The 16,218-nt window shown below is 56.4% G+C and carries 30 protein-coding genes; all 30 read right to left on the reverse strand.

Going from position 1 to position 16,218, the window contains the following annotated elements; genetic code table 11:
• Positions 1-58: 58 nt before the first annotated feature.
• On the reverse strand, positions 59-523 hold the full coding sequence (gene bfr / locus B4I46_RS02645) for a bacterioferritin (protein ID WP_043861921.1): 465 nt from the start codon (positions 521-523) through the stop codon (positions 59-61).
• A 155-nt stretch (positions 524-678) separates the two neighbouring features.
• Positions 679-2,127 carry a catalase gene (locus B4I46_RS02650; RefSeq protein WP_286898528.1) on the reverse strand — a complete coding sequence of 483 codons (1,449 nt, stop codon included), beginning with the start codon at positions 2,125-2,127 and terminating at the stop codon, positions 679-681.
• 175 nt (positions 2,128-2,302) lie between these two features.
• Positions 2,303-2,689 (reverse strand): 50S ribosomal protein L17, encoded by a 387-nt coding sequence (gene rplQ, locus B4I46_RS02655; protein WP_002555463.1) that lies wholly within the window; start codon positions 2,687-2,689, stop codon positions 2,303-2,305.
• Between the two features lie 43 nt (positions 2,690-2,732).
• Positions 2,733-3,734 (reverse strand): DNA-directed RNA polymerase subunit alpha, encoded by a 1,002-nt coding sequence (locus B4I46_RS02660; protein WP_003186012.1) that lies wholly within the window; start codon positions 3,732-3,734, stop codon positions 2,733-2,735.
• A gap of 22 nt (positions 3,735-3,756) precedes the next feature.
• Positions 3,757-4,377, reverse strand: a complete 621-nt coding sequence (gene rpsD, locus B4I46_RS02665) for a 30S ribosomal protein S4 (protein ID WP_043861923.1) — start codon at positions 4,375-4,377, stop codon at positions 3,757-3,759.
• A 15-nt stretch (positions 4,378-4,392) separates the two neighbouring features.
• Entirely contained in the window at positions 4,393-4,782 is a 390-nt protein-coding gene (gene rpsK, locus B4I46_RS02670; protein WP_002555466.1) for a 30S ribosomal protein S11, read from the reverse strand.
• 30 nt (positions 4,783-4,812) lie between these two features.
• Entirely contained in the window at positions 4,813-5,169 is a 357-nt protein-coding gene (rpsM, locus tag B4I46_RS02675; RefSeq protein WP_043861924.1) for a 30S ribosomal protein S13, read from the reverse strand.
• A 131-nt stretch (positions 5,170-5,300) separates the two neighbouring features.
• Positions 5,301-5,417 (reverse strand): 50S ribosomal protein L36, encoded by a 117-nt coding sequence (gene rpmJ / locus B4I46_RS02680; RefSeq protein WP_002555468.1) that lies wholly within the window; start codon positions 5,415-5,417, stop codon positions 5,301-5,303.
• 28 nt (positions 5,418-5,445) lie between these two features.
• Positions 5,446-6,777, reverse strand: a complete 1,332-nt coding sequence (gene secY / locus B4I46_RS02685; protein ID WP_043861925.1) for a preprotein translocase subunit SecY — start codon at positions 6,775-6,777, stop codon at positions 5,446-5,448.
• Positions 6,778-7,212 carry a 50S ribosomal protein L15 gene (gene rplO, locus B4I46_RS02690; protein ID WP_010220318.1) on the reverse strand — a complete coding sequence of 145 codons (435 nt, stop codon included), beginning with the start codon at positions 7,210-7,212 and terminating at the stop codon, positions 6,778-6,780.
• A gap of 3 nt (positions 7,213-7,215) precedes the next feature.
• On the reverse strand, positions 7,216-7,392 hold the full coding sequence (gene rpmD / locus B4I46_RS02695) for a 50S ribosomal protein L30 (protein ID WP_010220317.1): 177 nt from the start codon (positions 7,390-7,392) through the stop codon (positions 7,216-7,218).
• 2 nt (positions 7,393-7,394) lie between these two features.
• Entirely contained in the window at positions 7,395-7,895 is a 501-nt protein-coding gene (rpsE, locus tag B4I46_RS02700) for a 30S ribosomal protein S5 (protein ID WP_043861926.1), read from the reverse strand.
• A gap of 3 nt (positions 7,896-7,898) precedes the next feature.
• Positions 7,899-8,249, reverse strand: coding sequence for a 50S ribosomal protein L18 (gene rplR, locus B4I46_RS02705; protein WP_043861927.1), 351 nt, complete (start codon positions 8,247-8,249; stop codon positions 7,899-7,901).
• A 10-nt stretch (positions 8,250-8,259) separates the two neighbouring features.
• Positions 8,260-8,793 (reverse strand): 50S ribosomal protein L6, encoded by a 534-nt coding sequence (gene rplF, locus B4I46_RS02710; RefSeq protein ID WP_043861928.1) that lies wholly within the window; start codon positions 8,791-8,793, stop codon positions 8,260-8,262.
• A 12-nt stretch (positions 8,794-8,805) separates the two neighbouring features.
• Positions 8,806-9,198 (reverse strand): 30S ribosomal protein S8, encoded by a 393-nt coding sequence (gene rpsH / locus B4I46_RS02715; protein WP_010220313.1) that lies wholly within the window; start codon positions 9,196-9,198, stop codon positions 8,806-8,808.
• Between the two features lie 208 nt (positions 9,199-9,406).
• Entirely contained in the window at positions 9,407-9,712 is a 306-nt protein-coding gene (gene rpsN, locus B4I46_RS02720; protein WP_043861929.1) for a 30S ribosomal protein S14, read from the reverse strand.
• A gap of 13 nt (positions 9,713-9,725) precedes the next feature.
• Positions 9,726-10,265 carry a 50S ribosomal protein L5 gene (gene rplE / locus B4I46_RS02725; protein WP_043861930.1) on the reverse strand — a complete coding sequence of 180 codons (540 nt, stop codon included), beginning with the start codon at positions 10,263-10,265 and terminating at the stop codon, positions 9,726-9,728.
• A 20-nt stretch (positions 10,266-10,285) separates the two neighbouring features.
• Complete coding sequence (gene rplX, locus B4I46_RS02730) at positions 10,286-10,600, reverse strand: 50S ribosomal protein L24 (RefSeq protein ID WP_008374158.1); 315 nt, start codon at positions 10,598-10,600, stop codon at positions 10,286-10,288.
• 11 nt (positions 10,601-10,611) lie between these two features.
• Positions 10,612-10,980, reverse strand: a complete 369-nt coding sequence (gene rplN, locus B4I46_RS02735) for a 50S ribosomal protein L14 (RefSeq protein ID WP_002555479.1) — start codon at positions 10,978-10,980, stop codon at positions 10,612-10,614.
• Between the two features lie 23 nt (positions 10,981-11,003).
• Positions 11,004-11,270, reverse strand: a complete 267-nt coding sequence (gene rpsQ / locus B4I46_RS02740; protein WP_008374160.1) for a 30S ribosomal protein S17 — start codon at positions 11,268-11,270, stop codon at positions 11,004-11,006.
• Between the two features lie 2 nt (positions 11,271-11,272).
• Positions 11,273-11,464, reverse strand: a complete 192-nt coding sequence (gene rpmC, locus B4I46_RS02745) for a 50S ribosomal protein L29 (RefSeq protein ID WP_002555481.1) — start codon at positions 11,462-11,464, stop codon at positions 11,273-11,275.
• A complete protein-coding gene (gene rplP, locus B4I46_RS02750) occupies positions 11,464-11,877 on the reverse strand; it encodes a 50S ribosomal protein L16 (RefSeq protein ID WP_003255479.1) in 414 nt (137 codons plus the stop codon). Before rplP ends, rpmC begins: the two co-directional genes overlap by 1 nt.
• 12 nt (positions 11,878-11,889) lie before the next feature.
• Positions 11,890-12,576 (reverse strand): 30S ribosomal protein S3, encoded by a 687-nt coding sequence (gene rpsC / locus B4I46_RS02755; protein ID WP_010220308.1) that lies wholly within the window; start codon positions 12,574-12,576, stop codon positions 11,890-11,892.
• A 13-nt stretch (positions 12,577-12,589) separates the two neighbouring features.
• Entirely contained in the window at positions 12,590-12,922 is a 333-nt protein-coding gene (gene rplV / locus B4I46_RS02760) for a 50S ribosomal protein L22 (RefSeq protein ID WP_003103908.1), read from the reverse strand.
• A gap of 11 nt (positions 12,923-12,933) precedes the next feature.
• Complete coding sequence (gene rpsS, locus B4I46_RS02765; protein ID WP_002555486.1) at positions 12,934-13,209, reverse strand: 30S ribosomal protein S19; 276 nt, start codon at positions 13,207-13,209, stop codon at positions 12,934-12,936.
• A gap of 16 nt (positions 13,210-13,225) precedes the next feature.
• On the reverse strand, positions 13,226-14,050 hold the full coding sequence (gene rplB, locus B4I46_RS02770) for a 50S ribosomal protein L2 (RefSeq protein WP_078481646.1): 825 nt from the start codon (positions 14,048-14,050) through the stop codon (positions 13,226-13,228).
• 14 nt (positions 14,051-14,064) lie between these two features.
• Complete coding sequence (gene rplW / locus B4I46_RS02775; RefSeq protein ID WP_009397515.1) at positions 14,065-14,364, reverse strand: 50S ribosomal protein L23; 300 nt, start codon at positions 14,362-14,364, stop codon at positions 14,065-14,067.
• On the reverse strand, positions 14,361-14,963 hold the full coding sequence (gene rplD, locus B4I46_RS02780; protein WP_010220305.1) for a 50S ribosomal protein L4: 603 nt from the start codon (positions 14,961-14,963) through the stop codon (positions 14,361-14,363). Before rplD ends, rplW begins: the two co-directional genes overlap by 4 nt.
• Before the next feature lie 12 nt (positions 14,964-14,975).
• Positions 14,976-15,611: a 50S ribosomal protein L3 gene (gene rplC, locus B4I46_RS02785; protein WP_043861931.1), complete on the reverse strand. Its 636-nt coding sequence runs from the start codon at positions 15,609-15,611 to the stop codon at positions 14,976-14,978.
• Between the two features lie 81 nt (positions 15,612-15,692).
• Positions 15,693-16,004: a 30S ribosomal protein S10 gene (rpsJ, locus tag B4I46_RS02790; RefSeq protein ID WP_003186070.1), complete on the reverse strand. Its 312-nt coding sequence runs from the start codon at positions 16,002-16,004 to the stop codon at positions 15,693-15,695.
• Positions 16,005-16,218: the final 214 nt, after the last annotated feature.

Below are 16,218 nucleotides of genomic sequence, written 5' to 3' on the forward strand. Positions count from 1 at the left end.
GCGGGCACAAAAAAGGCCATCGGCTACGCCCCGATGGCCTTTTTCGTTGCGCGGTGGATTACATCTGCGATTGCAGGTAGTTCTCCAGGCCCAGCGACTTGATCAGACCCTGCTGCTTCTCCAGCCAGTAGGTGTGATCTTCTTCGGTGTCGGCCAACTGCACGCGCAGGATGTCACGGCTGACGTAGTCCTTGTGCAGCTCGCACAGCTCGATGCCTTTGCACAGCGCAGCGCGCACCTTGTACTCAAGGCGCAGGTCGGCGGCGATCATCTCGGGCACGGTGGTGCCGATGTCCAGGTCGTCCGGGCGCATGCGCGGGGTGCCTTCGAGCATGAGAATGCGGCGCATCAGGGCGTCGGCGTGTTGTGCCTCTTCTTCCATCTCGTGGTTGATACGCTCGTAGAGCTTGCTGAAGCCCCAGTCTTCGTACATGCGCGAGTGGATGAAGTATTGGTCACGTGCCGCCAGTTCGCCCGTCAGCAACGTGTTGAGATAATCGATTACGTCCGGGTGACCTTGCATTGCCCTGACTCTCCCTGTGTGAAAGCCATAGTTTGAACCAGGATGACTGTAAGGTCACTGCAAATTGCGCTAAAACCGCTAAAAAAGTGGGTAAACAGTAGTCAATTGCATTGAAAAACCGCCCAGATGAGGGCGGTTCTTCTTATCACTTCGACTTAGGCCAGATTGAGACCCAATGCCTTTGCGATTCCCCCTCCGTAGGCCGGATCGGCCTTGAAGAAGTGCTGCAGCTGACGCTCCACGACATCGCGCGAGACGCTGGCCATGGTGCCGGCGATGTTGGCGATCAGCAGGGCCTTCTGCTCATCGTTCATCAGGCGGAACAGCGCACCGGCATGGCTGTAGTAGTCGGTGTCTTCACGATGATCGTAACGGTCTGCTGCGCCACCGAGGGCCAGCGCAGGCTCAGCGTACTGCGGGGCCTGCTTGGGTGCGTCGGCGTAGCTGTTGGGCTCGTAGTTGGGCGCCGCACCGCCGTTGCTGCCAAAAGCCATCGAACCATCGCGCTGGTAGCTGTTCACCGGGCTGCGTGGGGCGTTTACCGGCAGTTGCTGGTGGTTGGTACCCACACGGTAACGGTGAGCGTCTGCGTAGGCGAATACGCGGCCCTGCAGCATGCGGTCTGGCGACAGCCCCACACCGGGGATCATGTTGCTGGGGCCGAACGCGGCCTGCTCGACTTCGGCAAAGTAGTTGAGCGGGTTGCGGTTGAGCTCCAGTTCGCCCACCTCGATCAGCGGATAGTCCTTCTGCGACCAGGTCTTGGTCACGTCGAACGGGTTCTCGGCACGGCTGGCGGCCTCGGCTTCGCTCATGACCTGGATGCACACGCTCCATTTCGGGAAGTCACCGCGCTCGATCGCTTCGAACAGGTCGCGCTGGGCGTAATCCGGGTCGGTACCGGCCAGGCGGGCCGCCTCGGCAGGCGCCAGGTTCTTGATGCCCTGCTTGGTCTTGAAGTGCCACTTGACCCAGGTACGCTGGCCCTGTGCGTTGATCAGGCTGTAGGTGTGGCTGCCGAAACCGTGCATGTGACGGTAGCCGTCCGGGATGCCGCGGTCGGAGAACAGGATGGTGACCTGGTGCAGCGATTCGGGCGAATGCGACCAGAAGTCCCACATCATCTGCGGGCTTTTCAGGTTGCTTTGAGGCAGGCGCTTCTGGGTGTGGATGAAGTCCGGGAACTTCAACGGATCACGGATGAAGAACACCGGCGTGTTGTTGCCCACGATGTCCCAGTTGCCTTCCTCGGTGTAGAACTTGAGTGCAAAACCGCGAGGGTCACGCTCGGTATCGGCCGAACCCCGCTCGCCACCCACGGTGGAGAAACGCAGGAAGGTCTCGGTCTGCTTGCCGACGCTGCTGAACAGCTTGGCGCAGGTGTACTGGGTGATATCGCGGCTGGCGGTGAACGTGCCATAGGCACCCGACCCCTTGGCGTGTACACGGCGCTCAGGGATGTTCTCGCGGTTGAAGTGCGCAAGCTTTTCAATCAGGTGGAAGTCTTCCAGCAACAACGGACCCCGCGGGCCTGCCGAACGCGAGTTCTGGTTGTCGGCGACCGGCGCGCCACTGGCGGTGGTCAGCGTTTTGTTCTGGCTCATGCACTCTCTCCTTAATCAGACTTTTGCGGCCGGCTAATCGGCGTAGGCAGAAGTATCGACCAGGAACATGACACCATCAAATTCATTACATGACTGAGATCAATAGATTATTTCAATTCACGCAGAAACAAAAAACCGGGCACTGGGCCCGGTTCCTTGTTACAGACTGTTCGCCTTACTCAGCAGCTTCAACCGAGCCACCAACAGGACGATCAACCAGCTCGACGTACGCCATAGGTGCGTTATCGCCAGCGCGGAAACCGCACTTGAGGATACGCAGGTAGCCGCCCTGACGGGTGGCATAGCGCTTGCCCAGATCGTTGAACAGCTTACCGACGATTTCTTTCGAACGGGTACGGTCGAAAGCCAGACGACGGTTAGCAACGCTGTCTTCCTTGGCCAGGGTGATCAGCGGCTCGGCAACGCGGCGCAGTTCCTTGGCTTTTGGCAGAGTAGTTTTGATCAGCTCGTGCTCGAACAGCGACACCGCCATGTTCTGGAACATGGCCTTACGGTGAGAGCTGGTACGGCTCAGGTGACGTCCACTTTTACGATGACGCATGGGTTCATTCCTTACCAAACACTACGTTCGGTGATTACGACGATCAGGCAGTCGCCTTGTCGTCCTTCTTAAGACTTGCAGGCGGCCAGTTGTCGAGGCGCATGCCGAGGGACAGACCACGGGAGGCCAGAACGTCCTTGATTTCGGTCAAGGATTTCTTGCCCAGGTTCGGAGTCTTCAACAGTTCTACTTCGGTACGCTGAATCAGGTCGCCGATGTAGTAAATGTTCTCCGCCTTAAGGCAGTTGGCCGAACGCACGGTCAATTCCAGATCGTCAACCGGACGAAGCAGGATCGGATCGATCTCGTCTTCCTGTTCGACTACCACTGGTTCGCTGTCACCCTTGAGGTCGACGAATGCAGCCAACTGCTGTTGCAGGATGGTTGCAGCACGACGGATTGCCTCTTCAGGATCCAGAGTACCGTTGGTTTCCAGATCAATAACCAGCTTGTCCAGGTTAGTACGCTGCTCGACACGGGCGTTTTCCACCACGTATGCGATACGGCGAACCGGGCTGAACGAAGAGTCGAGCTGCAAGCGACCAATGCTGCGGCTTTCGTCTTCATCGCTCTGACGCGAATCGGCCGGTTCATAACCACGACCACGAGCTACGGTGAGCTTCATGTTCAAGGCGCCATTGGACGCCAGGTTAGCGATTACGTGATCGGGGTTAACGATCTCGACATCATGATCCAGCTGAATATCGGCAGCGGTAACCACCCCCGAACCCTTCTTCGACAAGGTCAGCGTAACTTCGTCACGACCGTGCAGTTTGATAGCCAGGCCTTTCAGGTTCAACAGGATTTCAATGACGTCTTCCTGAACACCTTCGATGGCGGAGTACTCGTGGAGTACACCGTCGATCTCGGCCTCGACTACTGCACAGCCAGGCATGGAGGACAACAGGATGCGGCGCAGCGCGTTGCCCAGGGTATGGCCAAAACCACGCTCGAGAGGCTCGAGAGTGATTTTAGCGCGGGTTGGACTGACGACCTGCACATCGATGTGGCGGGGCGTCAGGAACTCATTTACCGAAATCTGCATGGATGCACCTATTTTCTAGCCCTTACTTGGAGTAGAGCTCGACAATCAGGCTTTCGTTGATGTCGGCAGACAGATCACTGCGAGCAGGAACGTTCTTGAAAACGCCCGACTTCTTCGCGGTGTCTACATCTACCCACTCAACGCGGCCACGCTGGGCGCACAGTTCAAGGGCTTGAACAATGCGCAGCTGGTTCAGCGACTTCTCGCGAACCGCGACCACGTCACCCGGACGAACTTGGTAGGACGGAACGTTTACAGTCTTGCCGTTAACGCTGATCGCTTTGTGCGAAACCAGCTGACGGGATTCGGCACGAGTAGCGCCAAAGCCCATACGATAAACGACGTTATCCAGACGGCATTCGAGCAGTTGCAGCAGGTTCTCACCAGTAGCGCCCTTCGAGGAGGCCGCTTGCTTGTAGTAACCGCTGAACTGACGCTCGAGCACGCCGTAGATACGACGGACTTTTTGCTTTTCACGCAGCTGGGTGCCGTAGTCGGACTGACGACCGCGGCGCTGACCGTGAATACCTGGGGCTGCTTCGATGTTGCACTTCGATTCCAGAGCGCGAACGCCGCTCTTCAGGAACAGATCGGTGCCTTCACGACGAGACAGTTTGCATTTTGGACCAATGTAACGTGCCATTTATCTGTCTCCTGATTACACGCGGCGCTTCTTCGGCGGACGGCACCCGTTATGCGGGATTGGCGTCACGTCGGTGATGCTGGCGATCTTGTAGCCACAGCCGTTCAGAGCACGAACAGCGGACTCACGACCTGGACCTGGACCCTTGACGTTGACGTCGAGGTTCTTCAGACCATATTCCAGCGCAGCTTGACCAGCACGCTCAGCAGCTACTTGAGCAGCGAACGGGGTGGACTTGCGGGAACCGCGGAAACCCGAACCGCCGGAGGTAGCCCAGGACAGGGCGTTACCTTGACGATCGGTAATGGTCACGATGGTGTTGTTAAAGGACGCATGGATGTGGGCGATGCCATCAACCACTGTCTTTTTAACTTTTTTACGAGGACGAGCAGCAGGTTTTGCCATGTCTATATTCCTGTCGATTCGCTGGTGCGATTACTTGCGGATCGGCTTACGCGGACCTTTACGGGTACGCGCGTTGGTCTTGGTACGCTGACCGCGTACTGGCAGACCCCGACGATGACGCAGGCCGCGGTAGCAACCCAGGTCCATCAACCGCTTGATTTTCATGTTGATGTCGCGACGCAGGTCACCTTCAGTGGTGAACTTCGCAACTTCGCTACGCAGCTGTTCAATCTGCTCGTCGCTCAGATCTTTGATCTTCACGGCTGGGTTGACCCCAGTGTCTGCACAGATTTTCTGTGCAGTTGTGCGACCGACACCATAGATGTAGGTCAGCGAGATAACAGTGTGCTTGTTATCTGGAATGTTAACGCCTGCAATACGGGCCATTCAGTGGGACTCCAATTGACAGCTACCTACGCCCCGGAAGCCAAGAAATAGGGCGCGAGATAATATCGCTGTAGAAACAAATAATCAACCCAGCAGCGCACTAGCTGCTGGGTTTGAAGCACAGATCACACTCAGCCTTGGCGCTGCTTGTGACGTGGTTCCGCGCTGCAAATCACTCGCACAACACCTTCGCGGCGAATAATTTTGCAGTTACGGCACAGCTTTTTCACCGATGCACGAACTTTCATCACCAACTCCTCGAACCTTAAGGGTCTCTCAGCGCAGCATTCCGCTGCCACCGTAGCCTTTCAGGTTGGCTTTCTTCATCAGGGATTCGTACTGGTGCGAAACGAGGTGCGATTGTACTTGGGACATGAAGTCCATCACAACCACTACCACAATCAGCAACGAGGTCCCGCCAAGGTAGAACGGAACGTTTGCCGCTACCACCAGGAACTGGGGCAACAGACACACGGCCGTCATATAAAGAGCACCGAACATGGTCAAGCGGGTCAGAACGCCATCAATGTAGCGCGCCGACTGCTCGCCTGGACGGATGCCCGGAATAAAGGCACCGGACTTCTTCAGGTTTTCCGCTACGTCTTTCGGATTGAACATCAACGCCGTATAGAAGAAGCAGAAGAAAATAATCCCTGCACTAAACAGCAGAATATTCAACGGCTGACCAGGAGCGATCGACTGCGAGATGTCCTGCAGCCAGCCCATACCTTCAGACTGACCAAACCAGGCACCCAGCGAAGCCGGGAACAGCAAAATGCTGCTTGCGAAGATGGCTGGGATGACCCCGGCCATGTTCACCTTCAGCGGCAAGTGGCTAGTCTGCGCAGCGAAGACCTTGCGGCCCTGCTGACGCTTGGCGTAGTGAACGGCGATTCGACGCTGACCACGCTCAATGAACACCACAAAACCGATAATCGCTACTGCCAGCAAACCGATAGCGACCAGAGCGAAAATGTTGATATCGCCCGTACGTGCAGACTCGAAAGACTGCCCGATTGCTCTCGGAAGACCGGCGACGATACCTGCGAAAATCAACATCGAGATACCGTTGCCTACACCGCGCTCCGTGATTTGCTCACCCAGCCACATCATGAACATCGCACCCGCCACAAACGTGGAGACCGCGACGAAATGGAAGCCAAAGTCAGCAGAAAACGCTACACCCTGACCGGCCAGGCCGATGGACATGCCAACAGCCTGGACCAGCGCCAGGATAACGGTGCCGTAGCGGGTGTACTGGCTGATCTTGCGACGGCCAGCTTCACCTTCCTTCTTCAACTGCTCCAGCTGCGGGCTGACGGCGGTCATCAGCTGCATGATGATCGATGCCGAAATGTACGGCATGATCCCCAGTGCAAAGATGCTCATCCGTTCCAGCGCGCCGCCGGAAAACATGTTGAACAAGCTAAGAATGGTCCCCTCATTCTGTCGAAACAGTTCCGCCAGCCGGTCCGGGTTGATGCCTGGAACTGGGATGTGTGCGCCTATCCGATAGACGATGATCGCCAGAAACAGAAAACGCAGACGAGCCCAAAGTTCAGACATCCCGCCTTTACCGAGCGAAGAGAGAGCACCTTGCTTAGCCATTTATTCCTCGAACTTGCCGCCAGCTGCTTCGATAGCCGCACGCGCACCTTTGGTGGCTGCGATACCCTTGATGGTGACCGCGCGAGTAACTTCGCCGGACAGCATGATTTTCACACGCTGTACGTTTTGGTTAATCACGTTGGCATCCTTCAAGGATTGCACGGTGACAACGTCGCCTTCCACTTTGGCCAACTCGGACAGACGCACTTCTGCGCGGTCCATGGCTTTCAGGGAAACGAAGCCGAATTTCGGCAGACGACGGTGCAGCGGCTGTTGACCGCCTTCAAAGCCTGGAGCGATGGTGCCACCGGAGCGGGAGGTCTGACCTTTGTGGCCACGGCCACCGGTCTTGCCCAAACCACTACCGATACCACGACCCGGACGATGCTTCTCGCGACGGGAACCCGGCGCTGGACTCAGATCATTGAGTTTCATCGATTAACCCTCGACGCGCAGCATGTAGTAAGCCTTGTTGATCATCCCGCGATTCTCGGGAGTATCCAGGACTTCTACAGTGTGACCGATGCGGCGCAGACCCAGACCCTTAACACACAGTTTGTGGTTAGGGAGACGGCCGGCGGTGCTTTTGATCAGCGTTACTTTGACGGTAGCCATGATCAGCGGATCTCCTCGACGCTCTTGCCGCGCTTGGCAGCAATGGATTCAGGAGATTGCATAGCCTTCAGACCCTTGAAAGTGGCATGAACCACGTTCACTGGGTTGGTCGAGCCGTAGCACTTGGCCAGGACGTTCTGAACGCCAGCAACTTCCAGGACAGCACGCATCGCGCCACCGGCGATGATACCGGTACCGTCGGAAGCAGGCTGCATGTACACCTTCGAAGCGCCGTGGGCGGACTTGGTGGCGTACTGCAGAGTGGTGCCGTTCAGGTCTACCTGAATCATGTTGCGACGGGCAGCTTCCATGGCTTTCTGGATCGCAGCAGGTACTTCGCGCGATTTGCCACGGCCGAAACCAACGCGACCCTTGCCATCACCTACCACGGTCAACGCGGTGAAGGTGAAGATACGGCCGCCTTTTACGGTTTTGGCTACGCGGTTAACTTGAACCAGCTTCTCGATGTAGCCTTCGTCGCGCTTTTGATCGTTATTTGACATAACTTAGAACTCCAGTCCGCCTTCACGAGCACCATCTGCCAGCGCTTTAACGCGGCCGTGGTACTTGAAGCCAGAACGGTCAAAGGCAACTTGAGATACACCGGCGGCTTTCGCGCGCTCAGCTACCAGCTTGCCAACCTTAGTGGCCGCGTCGATGTTGCCAGTGGCGCCATCACGCAGGTCTTTGTCCAAAGTCGAGGCGCTGGCCAGGACTTTGCTGCCGTCGGCCGAAATGACCTGGGCATAGATGTGCTGCGAGGAGCGGAACACGCAGAGACGCACGACTTCGAGTTCGTGCATTTTCAGGCGTGCTTTGCGAGCGCGACGCAGTCGAGTAACTTTTTTGTCGGTCATTTGCTATGCCCTACTTCTTCTTGGCTTCTTTACGACGGACGACTTCGTCCGCGTAACGCACACCCTTGCCTTTGTACGGCTCTGGTGGACGGAAGTCGCGGATTTCAGCGGCCACCTGACCTACCAGCTGCTTGTCGATACCCTTGATCAGGATGTCGGTCTGGCTAGGGGTCTCAGCGGTGATGCCCTCAGGCAGTTCATAATCCACTGGGTGCGAGAAGCCGAGCGCCAGGTTCAGCACGGTGCCCTTGGCTTGCGCCTTGTAACCAACACCGACCAGCTGGAGCTTGCGCTCGAAGCCTTGGCTTACGCCCTGGACCATGTTGTTCACGAGTGCACGGGTAGTGCCGGCCATTGCGCGAGTTTGTTGGTCGCCGTTGCGAGCAGCGAAACGCAGCTCACCAGCTTCTTCAACAACTTCAACGGACGAGTGAACGTTCAGTTCGAGAGTGCCCTTGGCACCCTTCACCGAAAGCTGTTGGCCGACGAATTTGACTTCGACACCGGCTGGCAGCTTAACGGGGTTCTTAGCGACGCGAGACATGCTTATCCCCCCTTAGAACACTGTGCAGAGTACTTCGCCGCCGACACCGGCAGCGCGCGCAGCACGATCAGTCATCACACCTTTGTTGGTGGAGACGATAGACACGCCCAGACCGCCACGTACTTTCGGCAGTTCTTCGACGGACTTGTACTGACGCAGGCCTGGACGACTTACGCGCTTGACTTCCTCGATGACCGGACGGCCTTCGAAGTATTTCAGCTCGATGGACAGCGAAGGTTTGACTTCACTGCTGACCTGATAACCCGCGATGTAACCTTCGTCTTTCAGAACTTTGGCTACAGCCACCTTCAGGGTCGAGGACGGCATGCTTACGACGGACTTTTCAGCCATCTGGGCATTACGGATTCGAGTTAGCATGTCCGCTAACGGGTCCTGCATACTCATGGGCTAGACGCTCCTGATACAAGAAAAATTAGCCTTTCGGCTACTACAGTCACCTGATCGCAACGGGCAAAAAACCCGGGCTCAGGTGAGCCGGTCATTCTAGACACATCCCAGAAACGAAACAAGCCCCATAAGGGGCTTGTTTCGTTGCAAGATCACCGGCGGTCGGAAGATCACTCCCCCGCCGCCAGGGCCCTGCCGGTACGTCTTACCAGCTGGCTTTGACCAGACCTGGAACGTCACCGCGCATTGCTGCTTCACGCAGCTTGTTACGGCCGAGGCCGAACTTGCGGTAAACGCCGTGCGGACGACCGGTGATGCGGCAGCGGTTACGCATGCGCGAGGCGCTTGCGTCACGTGGCTGCTTCTGCAGAGCGATCGAGGCTGCCCAACGTTCTTCTGGAGTTGCATTCAGATTAACGATGGTAGCTTTGAGCTCAGCACGCTTCTTGGCGTATTTAGCAACCGTGAGCTGACGCTTCAGCTCGCGGTTTTTCATGCTCTTCTTGGCCATTTTCCTACTCCAATCAGTTGCGGAACGGGAATTTGAAAGCGCGCAGCAGAGCGCGACCTTCGTCATCCGTACGAGCAGTGGTGGTCAGGGTAATGTCCAGACCGCGCAGAGCATCGATCTTGTCGTAGTCGATTTCCGGGAAGATGATCTGCTCTTTCACGCCCATGCTGTAGTTGCCACGACCGTCGAAGGACTTGGCATTCAGGCCGCGGAAGTCGCGAACCCGAGGCAGGGAGATCGCCAGCAGGCGGTCCAGGAATTCGTACATACGATCACGGCGCAGAGTGACTTTGACGCCGATCGGCCAGCCCTCACGGACTTTGAAGCCCGCGATGGATTTCCGAGCGAAAGTCACAACGGCTTTTTGACCGGTGATCTTCTCGAGGTCAGCTACAGCGTGCTCGATGACTTTCTTGTCGCCGACAGCTTCGCCCAGACCCATGTTCAGGGTGATCTTGGTAACGCGCGGAACTTCCATCACGTTCGCCAGCTTAAGTTCTTCCTTAAGCTTGGGAGCAATTTCCTTCCGGTAAATCTCTTTCAGTCGTGCCATGGTCTTCTACCTAGCAGTGTTCAAGCATCAACCGCTTTTTGGGTCGACTTGAAGACACGAATTTTTTTGCCTTCTTCTACTTTGAAACCAACGCGGTCAGCCTTGTTGGTTTCGCCGTTGAAGATGGCGACGTTGGAAGCGTGCAGTGGCGCTTCTTTCTCGACGATACCGCCTTGTACGCCCGACATAGGGTTAGGCTTGGTATGACGCTTCACCAGGTTGATCCCACCAACGACCAGACGGTCGTCAGCGAGAACCTTGAGCACCTTACCGCGCTTACCTTTGTCTTTGCCGGCGATCACGATGATCTCGTCGTCACGACGAATCTTTTGCATGTCGGATCTCCTTACAGCACTTCTGGGGCGAGCGAGACGATCTTCATGAACTTCTCAGTACGAAGTTCACGGGTCACTGGCCCAAAGATACGGGTGCCGATCGGCTCTTGCTTGTTGTTCAGCAGAACAGCAGCATTGCCATCAAAGCGGATGATGGAGCCGTCAGCACGACGGACACCGTGGCGAGTGCGGACTACAACAGCAGTCATCACCTGGCCTTTCTTCACTTTACCGCGAGGAATTGCTTCCTTGACGGTTACCTTGATGATGTCACCGATACCGGCGTAGCGACGGTGCGAACCGCCGAGCACCTTGATGCACATGACGCGACGAGCGCCGCTGTTATCGGCCACATCGAGCATGGATTGAGTCTGAATCATAAAATTTCTCCGACCCCTAGCCCTTAGACTTCAACAGCGCGTTCGAGAACTTCAACCAGTGCCCAGGACTTGGTCTTGGCCAGCGGACGAGTCTCGCGGATGGAGACCTTGTCGCCGATGTGGCACTGGTTGGTTTCGTCGTGCGCGTGCAGCTTAGTCGAACGCTTAACGTATTTACCGTAGATCGGGTGCTTTACGCGACGCTCGATCAGTACGGTGATGGTTTTGTCCATCTTGTCGCTGACGACACGGCCAGTCAGCGTACGGACGGTTTTTTCAGCTTCAGCCATGATCACTTACCTGCCTGCTGGTTGAGCACAGTTTTCACGCGAGCGATGTCACGCTTAACTTGCGAGAGCAGGTGCGACTGCCCCAACTGGCCAGTTGCCTTCTGCATACGCAGATTGAACTGGTCGCGCAGCAAGCCGAGCAGTTGCTCGTTCAGCTGCTGTGCTGATTTTTCACGAAGTTCATTCGCTTTCATCACATCACCGTCCGCTTAACAAAGGAGGTGGCGAGAGGCAGCTTTGCAGCCGCCAAGGCGAATGCCTCACGCGCCAGCTCTTCAGAAACACCCTCGATCTCGTACAGGACCTTGCCTGGCTGGATCTGGGCAACCCAGTACTCCACGGAACCCTTACCTTTACCCATCCGCACTTCGAGAGGCTTCTTGGAGATCGGCTTGTCCGGGAATACACGGATCCAGATCTTGCCGCCACGTTTTACGTGACGGGTCAGGGCACGACGTGCCGATTCGATCTGGCGAGCGGTGAGACGACCGCGAGCAACAGCTTTCAGAGCAAACTCGCCGAAGCTGACTTTGCTACCGCGCAGTGCCAGACCACGGTTGTGGCCAGTCATCTGCTTGCGGAATTTTGTACGCTTTGGTTGCAACATTTGGCGTACCCCTTACTTAGCAGCTTTTTTACGAGGCGCTGGTGCTTGTGGTTTCAGTTCTTCTTGGCGACCACCAATAACTTCGCCTTTGAAAATCCAAACCTTCACACCGATCACACCGTAAGTGGTGTGAGCTTCGTAAGTGGCATAGTCGATGTCGGCACGCAGGGTGTGCAGTGGCACACGACCTTCGCGATACCATTCAGTACGTGCGATTTCAGCACCGCCGAGACGACCGCTCACCTGGATCTTGATGCCCTTGGCACCAATACGCATGGCGTTCTGTACGGCGCGCTTCATGGCGCGACGGAACATCACACGACGCTCCAGCTGCTGAGCTACGCTCTGAGCTACCAGCATACCGTCGAGTTCCGGCTTGCGGATCTCTTCGATATTGATGTGCACAGGCACACCCATTTGCTTGGTCAGGTCCTGACGCAGTTTCTCAACATCTTCACCTTTCTTCCCGATAACGATACCTGGACGAGCGGTGTGGATGGTGATGCGTGCAGTTTGAGCCGGACGATGGATATCGATACGGCTAACGGACGCGCTTTTTAGTTTGTCTTGGAGGTACTCACGCACATTCAGATCTGCGAGCAAATAGTCCGCATAAGTCCGACCGTCTGCGTACCAGACGGAGGTGTGCTCCTTGACGATTCCCAGGCGAATGCCAGTGGGATGTACTTTCTGACCCATCTGATCGACTCCGTTACTTGTCCGCAACCTTGACAGTGATATGGCAAGACCGCTTGACGATGCGATCAGCGCGGCCTTTGGCACGCGGCATGATGCGCTTCAGCGAACGCCCTTCGTTGACGAAAACGGTGGAGACCTTCAGGTCATCAACGTCTGCGCCTTCGTTATGCTCGGCGTTGGCTACGGCCGACTCGAGGACTTTCTTCATGATTTCAGCGGCTTTTTTGCTGCTGAAGGCCAACAGGTTGAGCGCTTCGCCCACCTTCTTCCCGCGGATCTGGTCGGCGACCAAGCGGGCTTTCTGGGCGGAGATGCGAGCGCCCGACAACTTAGCGGCTACTTCCATTTCCTTACCCCTTAACGCTTGGCTTTCTTGTCAGCCACGTGCCCGCGGTAGGTGCGGGTACCGGCGAACTCGCCCAGTTTATGGCCGACCATGTCTTCGTTCACGAGAACTGGGACGTGTTGGCGACCGTTGTGTACCGCGATGGTCAGACCGACCATTTGTGGCAGGATCATCGAACGGCGCGACCAGGTCTTAACTGGTTTGCGATCGTTCTTTTCCGCCGCCACTTCGATCTTCTTCAGTAGGTGAAGATCGATAAAAGGACCTTTTTTCAGAGAACGTGGCACTGTCGTATCCCTCTATTTACTTGCGACGACGGACGATCATTTTGTCGGTACGCTTATTACCACGAGTCTTCGCGCCCTTAGTCGGGAAGCCCCATGGCGATACCGGATGACGACCACCGGAGGTACGACCTTCACCACCACCATGTGGGTGGTCAACCGGGTTCATGGCAACACCACGAACGGTTGGGCGAACGCCACGCCAGCGTTTGGCACCAGCTTTACCCAGCGAACGCAGGCTGTGCTCGGAGTTCGAGACTTCGCCCAGGGTCGCACGGCACTCAGCCAGGACTTTACGCATTTCACCAGAGCGCAGACGCAGGGTCACATAGACACCTTCGCGAGCGATCAGCTGAGCCGAAGCACCAGCGGAACGAGCGATCTGTGCACCTTTGCCCGGCTTCAGTTCGATGCCGTGAATGGTGCTACCCACTGGAATGTTGCGCAGTTGCAGGGAGTTGCCTGGCTTGATTGGAGCCAGAGCACCTGCAATCAGCTGGTCGCCAGCACTCACGCCTTTAGGGGCGATGATGTAGCGGCGCTCGCCGTCTGCGTAGCAGAGCAGTGCGATGTGAGCAGTACGGTTCGGGTCGTATTCGATACGCTCGACAGTGGCGACGATGCCGTCCTTGTCGTTGCGACGGAAGTCGACCATACGGTAATGCTGCTTATGACCACCACCTACGTGACGCGTAGTGATGCGGCCATTGTTGTTACGACCACCAGACTTCGATTTCTTCTCGAGCAGCGGTGCGTGAGGAGCGCCTTTATGCAGCTCCTTGTTGACCACCTTGACCACGAAACGGCGGCCAGGGGAAGTCGGTTTGCATTTAACGATTGCCATGATGCACCCCTTCCTTACTCAGCACTGCTGCTGAAATCGAGATCTTGGCCGGGTTGAAGGGAGATGATCGCCTTCTTCCAGTCATTACGCTTGCCCAGACCGCGAGCGGTACGCTTGGTCTTACCCAGAACGTTCAGGGTAGTCACGCTTTCCACTTTCACGCTGAACAGGCTTTCGACGGCCTTCTTGATTTCCAGCTTGGTTGCGTCGGTAGCAACCTTGAAAACGAACTGGCCTTTCTTGTCAGCCAGAACCGTGGCCTTCTCGGAAACGTGCGGGCCAAGTAGAACTTTAAATACGCGTTCCTGGTTCATCCCAGCAGCTCCTCGAATTTCTTCACGGCCGACACGGTGATCAACACCTTGTCGTATGCGATCAGACTGACCGGATCGGAACCCTGTACGTCACGTACGTCGACGTGCGGCAGGTTGCGAGCAGCCAGGTACAGATTCTGATCAACAGCATCAGAAACGATCAGTACGTCGCTCAGACCCATGCCGTTCAGTTTGTTCAGCAGGTCTTTGGTTTTCGGTGCTTCAACAGCGAAGTCCTGAACCACGACCAGACGGTCGGTACGCACCAGCTCGGCGAGGATGGAACGCATTGCTGCGCGGTACATCTTCTTGTTGAGCTTCTGCGAGTGGTCTTGAGGACGAGCTGCGAAAGTGGTACCGCCGCCACGCCAGATTGGGCTACGGATAGTACCGGCACGAGCGCGGCCAGTGCCTTTCTGACGCCATGGGCGCTTGCCGCCACCAGCAACGTCGGAACGGGTTTTCTGCTGCTTGGTGCCCTGACGGCCGCCGGCCATGTAGGCCACGACTGCTTGGTGTACCAGCGTCTCGTTGAATTCGCCGCCGAAAGTCAGTTCGGAAACTTCGATCGCTTGAGCGTCATTTACATTTAGTTGCATGTCAGCTTCCCCTTAACCGCGAGCCTTGGCAGCCGGACGCACAACCAGATTGCCGCCAGTAGCGCCAGGAACGGCACCCTTGACCAGCAACAGATTGCGTTCAGCGTCGACGCGCACTACTTCGAGGGACTGAACGGTCACGCGCTCGGCGCCCATGTGACCGGACATTTTTTTGCCCTTGAATACACGACCAGGAGTCTGGCACTGGCCGATAGAGCCCGGGACGCGGTGGGAAACGGAGTTACCGTGGGTATTGTCTTGACCGCGGAAATTCCAACGCTTGATGGTACCGGCAAAGCCTTTACCTTTCGACTGACCGGTAACGTCTACCATTTGGCCAGCAGCGAAGATTTCTGCATTGATCAAGTCGCCAGCCTGGTACTCGCCTTCTTCAAGACGGAATTCCCAGACACCGCGACCAGCGGCAACGTTCGCTTTAGCGAAGTGACCTGCTTGAGCAGCAGTCACACGCGAAGCGCGACGCTCGCCAACAGTGACTTGCACTGCGCGATAGCCATCAGTTTCTTCGGTTTTGAACTGGGTGACGCGATTCGGCTCGATCTCAATGACCGTGACCGGAATGGAGACACCTTCTTCGGTGAAAATACGGGTCATACCGCATTTACGACCGACTACACCAATAGTCATGTTGTAAACCTCATGAGTGTACGGGGCTTTCACCCGCTATGGCCGCCCATTTCAGAGCGTTACACGACTAAGACCCGAGTCTTAGCCGAGGCTGATCTGCACTTCCACGCCTGCCGCAAGATCAAGCTTCATAAGAGCATCAACGGTTTTATCCGTTGGCTGGACGATGTCCAGTACGCGCTTATGAGTACGGATCTCGTACTGGTCACGCGCGTCTTTGTTGACGTGCGGGGAGACCAGAACGGTGAACCGCTCTTTACGGGTAGGCAGTGGAATTGGACCACGCACTTGAGCACCAGTACGTTTCGCGGTTTCCACGATTTCCTGGGTGGATTGGTCGATCAGGCGATGGTCAAAAGCCTTCAACCTGATACGGATTTGCTGATTTTGCATTGGATTTCAGACTCCAGGCTGCTATTCCCACCGGGCGCACTACGCCCGTTAAAAGGAGGCGTGATTCTATAGACACCCCCACTGAGTGTCAACCCAATAAAAAAGCCCCCGCAAAAGCGGGGGCCTTTCTAAACGATCAACGATTACTCGATGATTTTGGCTACGACGCCGGCGCCGACGGTACGACCGCCTTCACGGATAGCGAAGCGCAGAC

Origin of the sequence: Pseudomonas sp. UBA7500, from assembly GCF_002478435.1 — a bacterium.
Taxonomy (GTDB): domain Bacteria; phylum Pseudomonadota; class Gammaproteobacteria; order Pseudomonadales; family Pseudomonadaceae; genus Aquipseudomonas; species Aquipseudomonas palmensis.